Consider the following 16,892-nt stretch of genomic DNA (forward strand, 5'->3'; position numbering starts at 1 on the left):
TTTGACTCAACAGAAAGAATCCCATGCCAGTAAGCACACTTGATCCAAAGACGGCCCTGCTCATCATCGATCTGCAAAAAGGCATCGTCACTTTTCCAACCGCACATCCCATCGGCCCGGTAGTGCAGCACGCTGCTGCGCTGGCCGAGGCTTTCCGGCGCCACGGCTTGCCGGTGGTGCTGGTCAATGTCACCGGCGGTGCGCCGGGGCGGGCGGAGCAGGCACGCAAGCTGGACGCGCTGCCGGCCGACTGGGCCGAGCTGGTGCCGGAGCTGAAGCAGCAGGCGCAAGATCATCTGGTGAGCAAGCGCACCTGGGGCGCCTTCACCGGCACCGGGCTCGATGCCTACCTGAAAAATCTGGGCGTCACGCAGCTGGTGATCGGCGGCGTCTCCACCAGCATTGGCGTCGAATCGACCGCGCGCCAGGCCTACGAGCATGGCTTCAACGTCACGCTGGCGCTGGATGCCATGACCGACACTAACGCCGAGGCGCACGAGAACAGCGTCACCCGCATCTTCCCGCGCCTGGGCGAGCGCGGCAACAGCCAGGAGATCATTGCCTTGCTGGACAGCAGTCGCCAATGATGCCGCCAGCCATCCAGCTGACAGACGGATGGGCGCCATGTTGAGCGGCACTTTCCGCTCGCTCAACAACTTCAATTATCGGTTGTGGGCCGGTGGCGCGCTGGTGTCGAATATCGGCACCTGGATGCAGCGCACCGCCCAGGACTGGATCGTCCTGACCCAGCTCACCCACAATAATGCCACCGCTGTCGGCATCGTGATGGCGCTGCAGTTCGGGCCGCAGGCGCTGCTGCTGCCGCTGACCGGCTACGCCGCCGATCATTTCGACCGCCGCAAGCTGCTGATCGTGACCCAGGCCGCGATGGGCGCACTGGCGCTGGGGCTGGGGATTCTGACCGTGGCCGGCGTGGTGCAACTGTGGCAGGTCTATCTGTTCGCCTTGCTGCTGGGCTGCGTCACCGCCTTCGATGCGCCGGCGCGCCAGACCTTCGTCTCGGAACTGGTGGAGGAGCACGAACTGTCGAACGCGGTGGCCTTGAACTCGACCTCGTTCAACGCTGCACGCATGATCGGCCCGGCTGTTGCCGGCGTCCTCATCGCGGTGATCGGCGCCGGCTGGGTATTCCTGCTGAATGCCGTCTCGTTTGCCGCGGTGCTGGCTTCGCTCTGCCTGCTGCGGCAGGACGAGCTGCATCTGCGGGCCCGTGCTGCGCCCGTGCGCGGCAGCCTGGTGGCAGGTTTCCGTTATATATGGGGGCGGCCCGACCTGATAGCCATCTTGCTGATGTTTTTCCTGATTGGCACTTTCGGACTGAATTTCCCCATCTTCATTTCAACCATGTCGGTCAGCGTATTCCACGCCGGCGCCCACCAGTATGGTTTCCTGTCGTCCATCATGGCGCTGGGATCGGTTACCGGCGCACTGCTTGCCGCGCGTCGCGAGAAGCCACGCATGGCCTTTTTGCTGGCCGGCGCTGGCGTCTTTGGCGGCGGCCTGGTGCTGGCGGCGCTGATGCCAAGCTACGGCTGGTTTGCGCTGGTGCTGGTGCTGATCGGCATCGCTGCACAGACCTTCACCACCACCGCCAACAGCATGGTGCAACTGACCACCGAGCCCGCCATGCGCGGGCGGGTGATGGCGATCCTGCTGGCGCTGGCCCTGGGCGGCACGCCGCTGGGGGCGCCGGTGGTAGGCTGGGTGGCGGATACTTTCGGTCCGCGCTGGGCGCTGGCGGTTGGCGCCGCTTCCGGCTTCGTGGCGGCGTGGGTCGGCATCCGTTATCTCAAGAAGCACCGCCAGATGCGCGTGCGCATGGCTGGCGGAAGGCTGCAGTTCAGCTTTGGTCAAGGCATGGCCGCCGCCGATCTGCAATCCGTGGTTGAGGCGGAGACCAAGTAAGCCGGTTGCCGTACCTGCGCTGTCGCTCTTTATCTGGCAGCGCTAGCCTGCCCGGCACCAGCCTGATAACCGTCGTTCAAGGTTTTCAGGAAAACCACCATGTCCTTGATCTCATCGTCATTCAGGGCCGGCTGCTCGCCCTGCTTGCGGTCGAACGGCGCATCCACCACGTCGACATTTTTCTTGTAGCGCGGCGGCAGGTCATCGTATTTTTCGATACTGCCATCCTTGCGTTTCGGATACCACTTGCCGGGATCGGTTTCGCGCTCGACATAGAAGTGCAGCAGATCTTCCAGGTTCTTGAACACGCCGTTGTGGAACAACGCGCCGCGGCTGGCACTGTTGCGCAGGGTCGGCGTCTTGAACAGGCCGCAATAAGATGCTTGCTGCTTGTAGTCGCCGCGCATCGGTCCGCACAGGCCGAGGTCGTAATGAGCGGGATCGCGATTGGCCGCCAGCTCCCGATTGCGCGGGCCGGCCAGCGCTTCGAACTGGTAATCGGTGAAAGCAGGCGGGAACATGCCGTCGCGCGAAGGCTTGTCGATATGGCAGGAGGCGCAATTACCTTTCTTCGGATCCTCGAACAGCTTGAGGCCACGGCTTTCCTGCGCGCTCAGCTTGGCCTGGCCGGCGAGATAGTAGTCGTACTTGCTATCGTAGGGATGAAAACTGGGATCCTCCATCTGGAAACGGCCGAGGGCAAACAAGGCTTCGCTCAGCGCCAGGCCGGAATTGTCGAAGACATTGGCGCCGAACAGCTTGCGCAAATCATCGGCATAGGGTGCATGCCGCAATTTATCCAGCAGACTGGCCGAGCTCTTGTTGTCCATTTCATTGGGATCCAGGAAGGGCCCCTGCGCCTGGCTTTGCAAGGTATCGGCGCGGCCATCCCAGTCCAGCCCGCCCATCGGCACATTGGCTTCCGCCGCCAGCAGCGCTGCGTTCGGCTGGCTGCTCTTGGCCACCGCGGCGACCTTGATATCGGCGCCGGTGACAGGCGCTGCGGCAACGGTGTCACTGTCCGGCACCGAGCTGTTAGGGCCGATGGTGAAGATCGGCGTGTGTTCCAGGTAGCGCAGCGAGGGCACCGCGCGCAAGCCCTGGCGTTCCAGCTTGGGGCCGCCGAGCTGCACCGCCAGGTTGTTGGGCGGCGCATAGGCGTGGTCCGGGCTGTGGCAGGAAGCGCAGGCCAGCTTGCCGGAGCCGGACAGGGAAGGGTCGAAGAATATTTTCTTGCCAAGCTGGGCGACCGCGCTCAGCTCTACCGCGTGGCCGGCGGCGGGAGCGGCGCTATAAACAAGTACTGCGACAGGCACAGCGGCAGGTACAGCGGCGACGACAGGCGCTGCGGCTGGCGCTACAGATGCCGCCGATGCTGTCGGTGCGGCGCGGTCGCAGGCAGCCAATGCCAGCAGCACAGTGGCGATTATCAAAAACAGGGTGGAGTAGCGTTTCATCGGAACAATGGTCAACGGCGCCAGAGCGGCGCCGTTATGAAAATAATCCGGCGATACGGTGCCAATGCACCGTATCGCCGGGGATTCAAGCGAGAATCCACCGAGAATCAACCGAGCTCAGGCTGTAACTCAGCTGGAAAGGCCAGTGGTCGGATCGAGGGTCAGCTTAGGCGTCTTGCCGCCGCTGGTGAAGTCGAACATGTTCTGGATCGAACCAGCTACTGCATCGAACGAGCCTTGGCCGATACGCGTGCCGCCGAGCCAGTTGTCTTCCACAAAGCGCAGGATCGAAGACTGGTCCGTCAGTGTATGGTCGACAAAGTTGGCCTTGGCGTATGGCGAGACCACCAGCAAAGGAAGGCGTGGGCCATAGCCGCAGCGGCCTTGCACCGGCGTGCCGTTGATGCCGTTGAGCGGCGTGCCGCTGCCGCAAGTGCTGGCGCCGTTCAAGGTGTCGGCAGTGGTGGTCGAACCGTTGACGACCTTGGAAACATGGTCATACCAGCCATCGGAATCGTCGTAAGCCATGATCACGACGGTGTTGGCCCAGTCAGGCTGCTGCTGCAGGAAGTTGACGACCTTGGTCACGAACGCCTGTTCATCCAGCGGATTGGAGTAGCCGGCGTGGCCATCCTGATAGCCTTGGGCCTTGAGGAAGCTGACGGAAGGGAAATTGCCGGCAGTGACCGCGCTGAAGAAATCGTTGGTGTCATACTGGTGATTGGCGCCGCCGTCGTTGCTGGTGCCGATCGCCGCCACCGAGCTGGGACGCACATGTTTCGGATTGGCGGTCGACGCGTAGTACTGGAATGGCTGGTGATGCGGAATGTAGTCAGTGGTATAGCCGCCGAGTATCGCCGAATAGGAACTGCGGGCGCAGCCGGTGGTGCCGTTGGCGTTGACCGCGGTGAGGTCGAAGCCGCCTTCAAACCAGCCCCAGCTGACGTTTTTCGCGTTCAGCAGGTCGCCGATGTTCTTGCCGCTCATGGTGGCGGTGCTGGTCGCGGAGGAACAGGTGTCGGCAGACGGATCGATATCGCTGATCATGGTCTTGCCGCCCTGGCCGTCGGCGATCAAGGCCGAGCTGTTGCTGCCGACGATTTGCGTCACGCCATTGGTCTGGCCGGAGATCAGGTTCAGCGCGCCAGGCGTCGACGGGCCGAACACGGTGTCGAAGGAATTGTCGTTCATGGCGAAGTGCTGGGCATAGTTCCACAGCGCCGTGACCGTGTTGCCGTCGTAGTAGCCCATCACCAGACCCTTGGTGTAGAACGGACCGGTGCCGGTGCCACTGGAGGCGGTGCCGGTATTTTTCGGGAACAGATCCATGGCGCCACCGTTGAAGGCGTTCTGTTCCGCAGTATAGCCATGGTTCTGGTCAGCGGTCAGCGCTTGCGCGCGGTCCAGGCGGAACGGGTTGGCGGCGCCGGTGCCGTTAGTAGTATTAGTCGCGTTCGGATTGGCGGTGAGCAGCGCCGGCGTCAGTCCGGCCACGGCCGGCGTGCCGCTGGCGGCGGTGAACGCCGGTTCGCCACTTGGGTTGGTGGCGTTCGGATAAGTGCCGAAGTAATGGTCGAAAGAGATGTTCTCGCCGAAGATCACCACCACGTGCTTGATCGGCGTGGCGGTTGCCGCGGCATCTTGCGCACTGATCGGGGTGCTGGTGAGACTATTGTTGCTGGAGCCGCTGCAGGCTGCCAGGCCGGCAAGCAGCAGGGCCGCCGGGATGGCTTTCATCATATTCTTATTCATGCTTTCCTCTGGTGTGCTGGAAGTATTGCTACATAACTGCGAGCGAAGATAGCGCAGTTATATTTCAGCTACGTGACAGCAAAAGCCATCACGGACAGCGGCTTTTGCTTTTCCGCGCCCGTTGTGCAATTGCAAAAAAAAACAGAAAGAATCATAGTCGCAGGCGGAAGGGCCTCGTGAGACAAGGCTGACGCCGTTGGCTGCATAGGCAAACCGCTAAATCTCGTCTGGCTGAAATGCCGGTTTCGATACTTCTTAAGTCACAAATTGTTACACTCTTTCCGGAGGAATGTGACAAGACGGCACATCGGCGGGCAGACGGATCATATGCCGGGCCGGATTCCGCCACGGTTAATAGTGTGTCTTGCCGGTGGCGAATATGACGGCCTGAAGACAAATTCCGGAGCGCAATACTTAATTACAATTGGGCACATGCCAGATACAAAAAAGCCCACGCTGCAATCAGCGATTTACATGAGACATGTCTAATGCGTATTAGTCGCCGGACACCGGCGGCCAGGGGACGTGGCATCGAATAAATCGCAAAAGGTACTAGCGTGGGTAAAATTTTGTCGGGCCGGAACGGCTCAGGTTTTCCGCTCGGGAAGGCTGGGTTCTGGCTGGGATTGATCGTACTGCTGGCAGCGGCAGGCGCAGCTTATTACTGGTGGGCCGGGATGCGCGCCAGGCCGCAGTATGTGACGGCTGGGGTAACCATGGGCGACATAGAGCGCTCCGTCAATGTCACCGGCTCCATCAATCCGCGCGTGACGGTGCAGGTCGGTTCCTACGTCTCGGGCACCATCAAATCGCTCTCTTGCGACTACAACACGGAAGTCAAGGCCGGGCAGATCTGCGCCAAGATCGATCCTTCCACTTTCCAGGTGGCGGTCGACCAGAACGCCGCCCAGCTCAACAGCAGCAAAGCGCAATTGCGCAAGGATCAGGCGGCGCTGGTGTACGCCAAGGGAGTGTTCGAGCGCGACGGCAAACTGCTATCGGACGGCATCGTGGCGCAGGAAATCGTCGACAATGACAGCAATGTCTTCAAGCAGGCCAACGCCCAGCTGGACCTCGATCAGGCTGCCATCGTGGCGCAGGAAGCCTCGCTCAAATCGGCTAAGGTCAACCTTGGCTATACCGATATCGTCTCGCCGGTGACCGGCACGGTGCTGACGCGCAGCGTCGATGTAGGCCAGACCGTTGCCTCCAGCCTGCAAACCCCGACCCTGTTCCTGATCGGCAAAGATTTGAACAAGATGCAGGTCGACGCCAACGTCAGCGAGGCCGACGTCGGCCGCATCAAGCCCGACCAGGATGTCAGCTTCTCGGTGCAAGCCTACCCGGACAAGACCTTTGAAGGCACGGTCAAGCAGATCCGCCGCGGACCGATCACGGTGCAGAACGTGGTCACCTACGATGTCGTGGTCGAGGTAGACAATCCCGAGCTGCTGCTGTTTCCAGGCATGACTGCCGACGCTGAAATCGTCACCGATTCACGTGAAAACGTTTTGCGCATACCGCTGGCGGCGGTGCGCTTCACCCCCGAGCGGACCGGGCGCAGCGTCGACGCCGGCAGGGACGGCAGCCGTGGCGCTGAACGCGGTGCCGAGCGCGACGGCAACCGCAACGGCAAGGATGGCGCCATCCGGCGCGACGTCGCAGGAGCATGGGCCGGCCGTGGCGGCGAACAAGGCGGGCAGCGCCGCTGGGAGCGCAATGGCGATACAGATCACGCGCATGCGGACCAGGGCGGAAAACAGAGTAAAGACGCCAAGACGGATGACAAGCGGGACGATGCCGAAGCGCCGGCCGCCGATCAAGTGCAGGCTGCGCCCAGGAAGCGTGCCCGGGTCTGGGTATTGCGCGACGGCGAACCGCATCTGGTGCGTATCCAGACTGGACTGGACGATGGCGAACTGGTTGAAGTAGTCAAGGGCGATCTCAAGGCAGGCGATAAAGTGATCATCAAGGAAGTGCGCGCGGTTGAAGCCAAGAGTACGCCGGTGCAATCGCCCTTCGCCCACACTGGCCGGCGCGGGCCGGGCAGGCCATGAAGGCGGCGCTCAGTGACGCCGTCGCAGCGCCCCCGCAGCGCGACCTGGTGATCGACGTCCGCAACCTGACCCGCACTTATCAGTTGGGGGCGCAAGAGGTGCATGCTCTGCGCGGCGTCAGCATGGCGATCGAGCGCGGGGAATTTGTCGCCATCATGGGCGCTTCCGGATCCGGTAAATCGACCCTGATGAATCTGATCGGCTGCCTCGACCAGACCAGCGGCGGCACCTATCTTCTGGAAGGCGTGGATATCGCCGCGCTGGATGAACAGACGCTGGCCAAGATCCGCAGCCGTCGCATCGGCTTCGTGTTCCAGAGCTTCAACCTGCTGCCACGTACCACCGCCGCCGAGAACGTGGCCTTGCCGCTGTTTTACTCCGGCCAGCTGGCGGACGGCGCCCATAGGGTACAGCAAACGCTGAGCCTGCTGGGACTCGGCGAACGGCTGGATAACCGCCCCAATCAATTATCTGGCGGCCAGCAGCAGCGGGTGGCGCTGGCGCGCGCGCTGATCAACCAGCCCGCCATTTTGCTGGCTGATGAGCCGACCGGTAATCTCGATTCCACCACCGCCAACGAAATCATGGGCACCTTGCGCGACCTCAACCGCGAACAGGGCCTGACCGTGGTCCTGGTGACGCATGAACAGGAAATGGCGGATTTCGCCGACCGCATCATCACGCTGCGCGACGGCCTGGTGCTTTCCGATATCCGCAAGGAAGCGCCGTCGGTCCTGCCCCCGCCTAGGCCGGCGCTGCGGCCGCCAGCAGCGCTGGCTGGGCCGTCAGGATTGGGCGCCGGTGAGTTGCTGTCCTTCCTGGCTATGGCTTTTGTCGCGGCCTTTAGCGCCATCGGCCGCAACAAGCTGCGCTCGGCCCTGACCATGCTCGGCATTTTCATCGGCGTCTGCGCCCTGATCATCATGCTGGCGGTGGGCGAGGGCGCCAGGGCGGCGGTGCAGGCGCAATTGAAAAGCCTGGGCACCGATCTGCTGATTGTGCTGCCGGGCTCGTCGCGCGGCGGCGGCGTGCGCGGCGGCTCCGGCAGCGCCTCATCGTTGAAGGTGGCGGACGGCGCCGCCATCCTGGAAGAAGATCCGGCAGTGGCGGTGATCAGCTACGTCAACCGGCAATCGGCGCAGCTGGAGAATGGCGATGAAAACTGGTCGACCAGCGTCCAGGGCGTGACGCCCAGCTACCTGACTATCCGCAACTGGGGCTTGTCGGCGGGACGCCTGATCAGCGAAATCGATGAACGCGAAGGGCGCACCGTGTGCATCCTGGGCCAGACCGTGGTCGACAACCTGTTTGGCGAAGGACAGGATCCGATAGGCGCCACTGTGATCGTCAAGAATGTGCCGATGGAAGTGATCGGCGTGCTGGCGGTCAAGGGCCATTCCGCCTCCGGCCAGGACCAGGACGACGTCGCGCTGATCCCGTTCCGCACTTCTCAGGTCCGGGTGCTGGGCGTGGCGCAGCCATCCACCGCCATGACCCAGGGCGGCACCGTGTATCCGGCGCCGCCGAACCCGTTCAACATCCAGGCCAAATTGCAAGGTTTCGTGCAAACCATGTATATCCAGGCGCGCAGCGCCGCCGAGGTCAAGACCGCCTTGCAGCAGGTGACGCAGACACTGGAGCGGCGCCATCGCATCAAGCCCGAGCAGAGCGACGATTTCAGTGTGCGCGACTTGACCGAGATTGCCGAAGTGGCCGATGAAAACAGCCGCGTGATGGAATTGCTGCTGGCGGCGATCGCCTCGATCTCCTTGCTGGTGGGCGGCATCGGCATCATGAACATCCTGCTGGTGTCGGTCACCGAACGCACCCGCGAAATCGGCATCCGCATGGCGATCGGCGCGCGCCGCTTCCATGTGCTGCTGCAGTTCCTGATCGAGGCTACCTTGCTGAGCCTGATCGGCGGCGGCGCAGGCGTGCTGGCCGGCATCGTGGCCTCCAAGGTTATCGCCCATGTGGCCGGCTGGCCGACCTTGCTGCATACCACCGTCATCATCGGCGCTTTCTGCTTTTCGGCCGGCATCGGCATGTTCTTTGGCTTCTACCCGGCGCGCAAGGCCTCGCTGCTCAATCCTATCGACGCATTACGCTATGAATAAGCTGGTTCTCACGATTACCGCGGCCGGACTGTTGGCGGGCTGCACCGCCGGGCCTGATTTTGTACGCCCGGCGGCGCCCGCCTTCAGTAATTACGATCGCGACGATAGCGAGCCGGCGCCGGCAGCCGGCAGCGGTGGCACTTCGCTGGCCGTGATCGGCGCCGGCCAGAGCCTGCCGGCGCAATGGTGGGAGCTGCTGCAGGCGCCGGCGCTGCCGGCCGTGCTCGACCAGGTAGTCGCCGCCAACCAGACCCTGGCGGCCGCGCGCGCTACCTTGGCGCAAGCGCAGGAGGGCATCGTGCAAGCCCGCTCCACCTGGTTCCCGGTGCTGAGCGTCGGCGCTTCCGCCGGCCGCAGCATCTCCGGCAATGGCGGCAACCAGTATAGCTACCGGCCTGCCAGCAACGCTACCAATCAGTTTTCGCTGGGGCCGCAGATCAGCTACACCTTCGATATCGCCGGGCAAACCGCCCGTACCGTCGAGCAAGCCAAGGCCAATGCCGAAAACCAGCATTACCAGCTAGCTGCAGCTTACCTGACGCTGACCAGTTCCGCCGTGACGCAAGCGATCACCCTGGCGACCTCGCAAAAACTGCTGGCGACCACCGAAAACCTGATCAAGAACGATGAAAAGAACCTGGAACTGGTGCAAAAATCGTTCCGCATCGGCACGGCGGCCCAGACCGACGTGCTGACCGCGCAATCACAGCTGGAGAACGACCGCACCCAGCTGCCGGCCCTGCGCCAGCAGATCAGCGTGGCGCGGCATGCGCTGGCGGTGCTGGTCGGCCAGGCGCCGTCGCAGTGGCGCACGCCGGATTTCGACTTCGACAGCTTCAAGATGCCGGCCACGCTGCCGGTCAGCCTGCCGTCGGAGCTGGTGCACCAGCGGCCCGACATCCTGTCGGCGGAAGCGCTGCTGCATGCCGATAGCGCCGCCATCGGTATCGCTGCCGCCCAGCTGTATCCGAGCCTGACGCTGTCGCTGTCGGACAGCTATCAGTCGACCTTGGTCAATACCTTGTTCAACACAGCGAACCGCTTGCTGAGTGCTTCCACCAGCGGCAACTGGACCTTGTTCCAGGGCGGTGCGCTGGCGTCGCAAAAGCGGGCGGCGGTAGATGCCTACGATGCCCAGCTGGCGACCTACAAGCAAACCGTGCTGACCGCATTCGGCCAAGTTGCGGACGCCTTGCGCGCCATCGACAACGACACCGAATCGCTGCGCCTGGCGCAGAACGCCATGGCCATTTCCAGCACATCGCTGCGTTTGCAGCGCGCCAGCTACAGCGCCGGCAAGTCGAACGTGCTGTTGCTGCTCAGCGCCGAAAATGCCTACGCCCAGGCCAGCATGAACCTGGTGCGGGTGCAGGGACAAAGATTGCAGAATTGCGTGCTGCTGTTTGCCGCGCTGGGCGGTGGCTGGGAGTCCAGCAAAGAGATAGGCCGGCAGCCGCCGGCAACTGCACAATGACAATGCACCACCTGGATATTACGCTGTCGATATCTTGCGGAAGCTGACGCCTAAGTTATTACTTAAATTTGATTTACTCTCTCTGCGGAACAGCTTGGCGCTGCGGCAAGGAATCCAAGGACCTTGCCGGATTGCGGCAGGTTTTCGCGCATGCCATCGATGTAGGATTTTTGTAAAATATTGTCGCATAACAACATAATGATAATTGTGACAATGGAAATCTGCTAATATCCAAGCTCAAATCGTACCCTCGAGGAGTTTGGTCGTGTCTTCTTTGCTCACCAATATTGCCAACCCGCTACTGCAATTCAGCCAGGAGCGCCGCATCCTCCGAGTGAAATTTTCCCCCAATGCCGGCTTCTCCGCCGACGCGTTCCTGCCGCATCAACTCAACGGTTCCGAGGGTATATGCGAGGCGATGAACTATCGTTTGCGCTGTCTGACCACCAATATCGGCGTCCCGTTGAAATCGCTGATTGGCGTGCCGCTTGCCATGTCGATAGAAAACGACCAGGGTGGCCAGCGTGACATTTGCGGGATTATCACCGGCGCCTCGGAATTGGCCGCCGATGGCGGCTTTACGCTGTTGGAGCTGCATATAGAAGACGCCCTGTCGATCCTGCGCCACCGCAGCACCTGGCGGGTCTTTCTCAACCAGTCCATCCGCGACGTCACCGAGACGATACTGACGGAGCATCTCCATCGCAATAGCGTGCTGGCGCGCTCGTTCCAGTTCAGTACCGATGGCCTGAAAGAAACGTATGCCGCGCGCGAATTCAGGATGCAGGCGGGGGAAAGCGATTTCGGCTTCCTGACCCGCATATGGCGCCGCGAGGGCATCTGCTGGTATTTCAGCCACGCTATCGATGGCGACGCGCCGGTGCATACGCTGCACTTAGCCGATACGCCCAATAACTGGGAAGACAATTCCGCCGGCAGCATTCGTTTTCACCGCGCCGATGCGACCGAAAAAACGGACACCATTACCGCCTTCGAGGCGCACCGGCAGTTTGTCCTTGGCGAGTACCAGGCCGCCAGTTACGACTACAAGGCAACCCGCAACAGCAGCGCTACCGAAACCTCGGCAATTAATCAGGGCAAGGCCGGCAATGCAATGGCCGCCGGCCTCACCAATTATCACTATGCTTCACCGCATGCGGCAGATAGTCAGGAAGAGCTTGAGCGTGTCACACGCAAGCAGATGCAGGCCCACGAGTACCGTGGCAAGCATTTCTGCGGTGAAGGCGTTAATCGTGCTCTCAGCGGCAGTATTGCCACGGTGTTTTCGCTGACCGGTCATCCCGAGATTGATACCCATCCCCAGGATGAGCGGCGCTTCGTGCTGACGCGCATCGAGCTGTCCGCTCGCAACAACCTGCTGCTGGACTCGACGGTGCGCAATGCGCTGCATCTGGACGTGGAAGGCCCGATTTACAGCAACCGCTTTGAATGCGTCCGCGCCAATGTTCCTATCGTCGCGACCTACGATCCCGCTTGCGTGCCGAATGTCGGACCGATCAGCGTGCGCGTCACTGGCAGCGGAGATAAAGAAATTGATGTGGACGACCAGGGACGCATAGCCGTAAGGTTTTTGTTTACCCTGCCGGAAGAACACGCCAAGACCGGCGCCTCGGATACGGCCAGCGATTCAGCACGCCTAAGGGTCGCTTCGCCTTGGGCCGACGCTGGTTTCGGCGCCACCTTCTGGCCGCGCGTGGGCAGTGAGGGAATTGTTTTCTTCCTGCAAAATGATCCGGATAAACCTGTGTTCATGGCGAATATCAATAACGCCAGCAGGACGCCCACCCGATTTTCCGGCAAGGGATCATTGCCGGGTAACTCAGCCTTGTACGGCATCCGATCAAAGGAAGTCAAAGGCGCGGGGTTCGGGGAACTCCTGTTCGACGATAGTACCGGACAAACCAAAACAAAATTGTCGTCTGAGCTAGGCGCGACCCAGCTGAACCAGGGCTGGATCGGTCATCCCCGTACTGACGGCAGCTCCGACAAGCGGGGGGAAGGATTTGAAGCACGCACAGATTTGGCGGGCGCCATCAGAGCCGCCCAGGGACTGCTGATTACCGCTGACCCCCGGCCTAATGCCGGCGGCCAGGTGCTGGACCGCCAGGAGCTCATTGGCCAGCTGGAAACCGCGCTGGCAATCGCCAAGCAGTTGGCAGAACTTGCCAACACCCATGAAGCAGGCACGACCGATACCGCGCCGGCGCAAAAATTGGCCGACCAGATCAAAAGCTGGGATGCCGACAAAGCGGGCGGTGCTGCCGCCATCGCCGTGACGGCGCCGGCCGGCGTTGCCGTGTCCAGTCCCAATTCGGTCGTGACGGCCGCCGGCACCAACCTGGACATGATCGCAGTCCAGGACGCTAACCTGACCACCGGTCGTAAGGTGCAGGTCCGCGCCGGACAAGGTTTGTCGATGTTCGTGCCGCAGCAAGATGCGCAATTAATTGCCGCGACCGGTAAGATCCAGGCCCAGGCACAGGCAAACGAAATGGAGCTGGGCGCGGCCAAGCGCATGCATGTCTATTCGCTTGAGTCGCTGTTGCTGGAGGCGCCACAGATTGTGCTGCGCACCGATGGCGCGGAAATCGTCATCGGCAACGGCAAGATCACGATGTCGTCGTCCGCGCCGGTTGACGTCAAAGCGCCGTCGTTCAACTTTGGCGGCAGCGGCGGCGGCAATACTGATCTGCCCAATATGCCGCATTCGACGCTGGCTACCGACGAGCGGATTGCGTTTGCCGGGCGCAGCGGAAAAGGAACGGAAAACTTGCCATATGAAGTTCGTGATACAGCTGGCTCGGTGTTGGATCAAGGAAAATCGACCGCGAATGGCGCAACGCAAAATACCGTCACCGATAGCGTTATCAAAGCGTTGACCGTGCATTTGAAACCTTGAAGGCTTGAAAAACATGAGTGAACCTGTTCTCCCGGAAGCGACACGTCGATTGACACTTCAGTTTGATCAAAATGGTGAGCCTACCTATGCCACGGTCTGTAGTCCTAAAAGCTTTAAGAGTAGATCCCTGGCTGTTGTACCGCCACGCCATGTAATTCCAGTGATTTTTGTACCCGGGGTCATGGGAACAAATCTATGCGGGAACGAAAATGCGAAAACACCAAATGCTCCCGCGTGGCGTCCTCCTAATGGAACACTAGCCGGTCTTGGTGAGGTGCGTCGGCGCATCCGGCAACAGCCCAAAGACCGGCAAATGCAAATGATCCCTGAGACAACGAAAGTTGACGCAAGCGGGAAAATATCAATCCCAAAAGGTATTGATACACTCACCGAAGAAGAAGCCAGGCGTCGAGGTTGGGGAGAGATACATTGGGATAGCTACGGCAAAATATTGACCGAACTGGAGCGCTCGCTTAACGACCTCTATATCAATCCTGGCGTGGAAAATCCGACACCAATGAAAGTGTGGGATTTAGCCAAAACTCTCAAGAAGGGCAAGTCCGGTAAAGAGGAAGACATTCTCAAGGTCTGGAACCCAATTAAAGGAGATGCGTCTCCTCTCACCGATGATGAGTTCACGCGCATGAACGATTATTACTATCCGGTGTGGGCTTGTGGCTACAACTGGCTGGAAAGTAACGAAAAATCTGCACAGCTCCTGGTGAAGCGAATCAAGGAGGCTCTCGATTGGTATAGCAGTACGAAATATTTCATCCCGGAAGGCAAGGTCATCGTGCTCACCCATTCGATGGGTGGGATGGTAACCCGTAGAGCCTCCCAATTGATAGAAGGTCAGATTCTTGGTGTCGTGAACAGTGTGCAACCCGTGGGAGGCGCGCCCGTCGTTTATCGCAGATTTCGCGCTGGTACTGAGGTCGGTGGCATGTTTGATATTGAAGGTGCCGCGTTGTCAACGATTATCGGCTGGGATGCTGCAGACATTACCTGCGTCATGGCTAACTCTTCCGGACCGATGGAACTATTGCCAACAAAACATTATCCGTCGAAATGGCTTCGCATGGAGAGACAAGGGGACAGCACGGGTGAATCGCCACAAACACCTGACCCTAGTGACGTATTTGCTAAATCGATGCAGAAGGACCGTCATCCGCTTTTCTCTCTCCCGATATCCAATCCATATAGTGAAATTTATGCTAGGACGGCACAAGAAGTGTGGTGGGGTATGATCGATGAGACTTTGATTGATCCAGCTGACGTCGCAAAAGACCGAAAAATAACGCCGATCAAAATGCATCGCACGGCACTGAAGGACGCAGAAAATTTTCATGACACCGTTGAACTGCATTGCCATCCCAATACGTACGCGCATTACGGCGCGGATGCCAAGCAAGACTCGTTTGGCAGCGTGCATTGGGTCACTTCAGCTGATATACCGAGCGATGTCAGGGAAGGATTGACAGGCTTGACCTCGAGAGAGTGGAACAAAACTGGAAAAGCGGCAGTAGGTAGTGAGAACGACGGCATCACCTTTAAACTAGAAAATAAAGTGAAGCCGCAAAATGACGACGATCCAAATGCCGGCGACGCAACGGTTCCGTATCTTTCAGCGGCTTTGGTCGGCGAAGAGGCGACGCACGTTTTCAAAATGAAGGGTTTCGACCATGCTGCCAGCTACAAAAGTGACGATGTAATTGAAAATGTGCTGTATTGCCTTGGTAAAATCATTCAAGGTGCAATCCCAGCCAAAGATTTGCCACAGAATAAAGGAGAAACATGTCCAGCTCCCGCCGCGGCTCCTGCCAGCGACTCGCCAGAATCGGATTCACAATCCTCGCCGGCTTCGGCCTCGTGACCGCTTACGCCAAGGACCCCATGATGAGTGAGACAAAAACCTACTGTGTAGGCCGTTTCTTGGTTGATGTGCCGAAAGACGCCGAAATCAACGGTCAAAGTAACGAATTTATATACGGACGAATTGAATCTGAGAAGACTCAGATCGATCCAAAAGCTTTTGCGGCCCAAATGGAAAAGCGTGAGGCAACGCTCAAGGCCGTTAATCCAGATAAAAGCAGGTCGTTGAAAGAAGCATATTCTGTAGGCTTGAGCGGGAAAGTACTGGTGACCTTTGAAAATGTTTATGGTGACAAAGACTATGGTTTTGAGGCGTACAAGTTAGACCATGATCGCCTGTTTTCTCTGAAGCAGAAAAATTTCGACGAGACCGTGTTCCGCAACGAAGTCTCCAACCGCCTTAAAAACGATTTACTTCCTCGCCTACGGAATCGTCAACCAGACGAAATCCCGTCAGAGCCTGGATTTTGTATAAAAGATGGGTTCATTGCCGATAATGCTGCTCAGACCCAATATGAGAATGCGAGCATTAGTTTTCACTTCCCGCGCTGGCCGGATTTGGTCATTACCGTCAGTACGGTAACCGTAAGCAAAGCTGGTGAGAAAACGTTGCTGCAGCGAGTCGATGGTCATCCACTGCCTGCAGTGTACGCATCTGTTGCAGGGCAGTTGAAAACACTGCGACGAGGAACGCATGATGTAGGTGACCGTAAAGGCGAAGAAATTCTGGAGCTATTGCCGACGGACGAAGGAATTAAGCAGCATTCGTTTAGATGGGAAGCAAGCGGGACAAAAGACAAAGTCTTGTTGCCTGATATCGTACTTGAATACGAAAGTGGCACCCCACTAAACGGACACCCTCGGCGTCCCACCTTGAGCGATGACGAAGCTACCAAATTATTCGACAGCGTCGTCAATTCGATACGACTGCGTCCAACCGGCCCAGCCAAAGTCAGTAGCGCAGACCCTACACCGTCGTCGCCGCAAGCGCCGCTGGGTGAGGTTGTCGCTACCGGCGCGGTCTGCCCGCAGACCGGATGGTGGCAATGCATCGAAACCGGGAATATTGACGGCGGCCGGCGACGTTTCTTCAAGTCCGGTGAAGCGATGCCAGCTGCGGTGCTTCTTGGCGATGCCAATATGTGGCAAACATTGCGCGGTCAGCGGCCTAGTCATTCACTAAACACTGTGTGGTCCCTGGTCGCCTATGAGCAAATAGCGGCAGCACCTATTCCCGCTACTATTAAAACTGATGCCGACGACACACCTGGGACCTCGCTCCCTGGCGAATCGACGCCCGGCTAACTAGCACAGATG

General features: G+C 59.6%; 10 protein-coding genes. 8 read left to right on the plus strand and 2 right to left on the minus strand.

Annotation, left to right across the window (positions count from 1 at the left end; genetic code table 11):
- The first annotated feature begins 23 nt into the window (after positions 1–23).
- Entirely contained in the window at positions 24–587 is a 564-nt protein-coding gene (locus tag CPter91_RS12110; protein ID WP_061940518.1) for an isochorismatase family protein, read from the plus strand.
- 40 nt (positions 588–627) lie between these two features.
- A complete protein-coding gene (locus tag CPter91_RS12115; protein ID WP_061946160.1) occupies positions 628–1,926 on the plus strand; it encodes an MFS transporter in 1,299 nt (432 codons plus the stop codon).
- Positions 1,927–1,955: 29 nt separating this feature from the next.
- On the opposite strand, the gene CPter91_RS12120 is transcribed toward CPter91_RS12115, so the two are convergent.
- A complete protein-coding gene (locus tag CPter91_RS12120; protein WP_061940520.1) occupies positions 1,956–3,383 on the minus strand; it encodes a cytochrome-c peroxidase in 1,428 nt (475 codons plus the stop codon).
- A gap of 129 nt (positions 3,384–3,512) precedes the next feature.
- Positions 3,513–5,135: a phospholipase C gene (locus CPter91_RS12125; RefSeq protein ID WP_061940522.1), complete on the minus strand. Its 1,623-nt coding sequence runs from the start codon at positions 5,133–5,135 to the stop codon at positions 3,513–3,515.
- A gap of 557 nt (positions 5,136–5,692) precedes the next feature.
- Between CPter91_RS12125 and CPter91_RS12130 the strand changes: the two genes are divergently transcribed.
- The 6 genes from CPter91_RS12130 to CPter91_RS12155 all read left to right on the plus strand — a co-directional run bounded on the left by CPter91_RS12130 (position 5,693) and on the right by CPter91_RS12155 (position 16,880).
- Positions 5,693–7,192: an efflux RND transporter periplasmic adaptor subunit gene (locus CPter91_RS12130; protein ID WP_205631680.1), complete on the plus strand. Its 1,500-nt coding sequence runs from the start codon at positions 5,693–5,695 to the stop codon at positions 7,190–7,192.
- Positions 7,189–9,309, plus strand: coding sequence for an ABC transporter permease (locus tag CPter91_RS12135; RefSeq protein ID WP_061940526.1), 2,121 nt, complete (start codon positions 7,189–7,191; stop codon positions 9,307–9,309). Before CPter91_RS12130 ends, CPter91_RS12135 begins: the two co-directional genes overlap by 4 nt.
- Positions 9,302–10,783 carry an efflux transporter outer membrane subunit gene (locus tag CPter91_RS12140; protein WP_061940528.1) on the plus strand — a complete coding sequence of 494 codons (1,482 nt, stop codon included), beginning with the start codon at positions 9,302–9,304 and terminating at the stop codon, positions 10,781–10,783. Before CPter91_RS12135 ends, CPter91_RS12140 begins: the two co-directional genes overlap by 8 nt.
- Positions 10,784–11,048: 265 nt before the next feature.
- On the plus strand, positions 11,049–13,703 hold the full coding sequence (locus CPter91_RS12145) for a type VI secretion system Vgr family protein (protein ID WP_150119670.1): 2,655 nt from the start codon (positions 11,049–11,051) through the stop codon (positions 13,701–13,703).
- A 13-nt stretch (positions 13,704–13,716) separates the two neighbouring features.
- On the plus strand, positions 13,717–15,576 hold the full coding sequence (locus CPter91_RS12150; RefSeq protein ID WP_205631681.1) for an esterase/lipase family protein: 1,860 nt from the start codon (positions 13,717–13,719) through the stop codon (positions 15,574–15,576).
- On the plus strand, positions 15,498–16,880 hold the full coding sequence (locus CPter91_RS12155) for a T6SS immunity protein Tli4 family protein (protein ID WP_061940532.1): 1,383 nt from the start codon (positions 15,498–15,500) through the stop codon (positions 16,878–16,880). The genes CPter91_RS12150 and CPter91_RS12155 overlap by 79 nt, the downstream gene beginning before the upstream one ends.
- Positions 16,881–16,892: the final 12 nt, after the last annotated feature.

Source organism: Collimonas pratensis (genome assembly GCF_001584185.1).
GTDB lineage: Bacteria > Pseudomonadota > Gammaproteobacteria > Burkholderiales > Burkholderiaceae_D > Collimonas > Collimonas pratensis.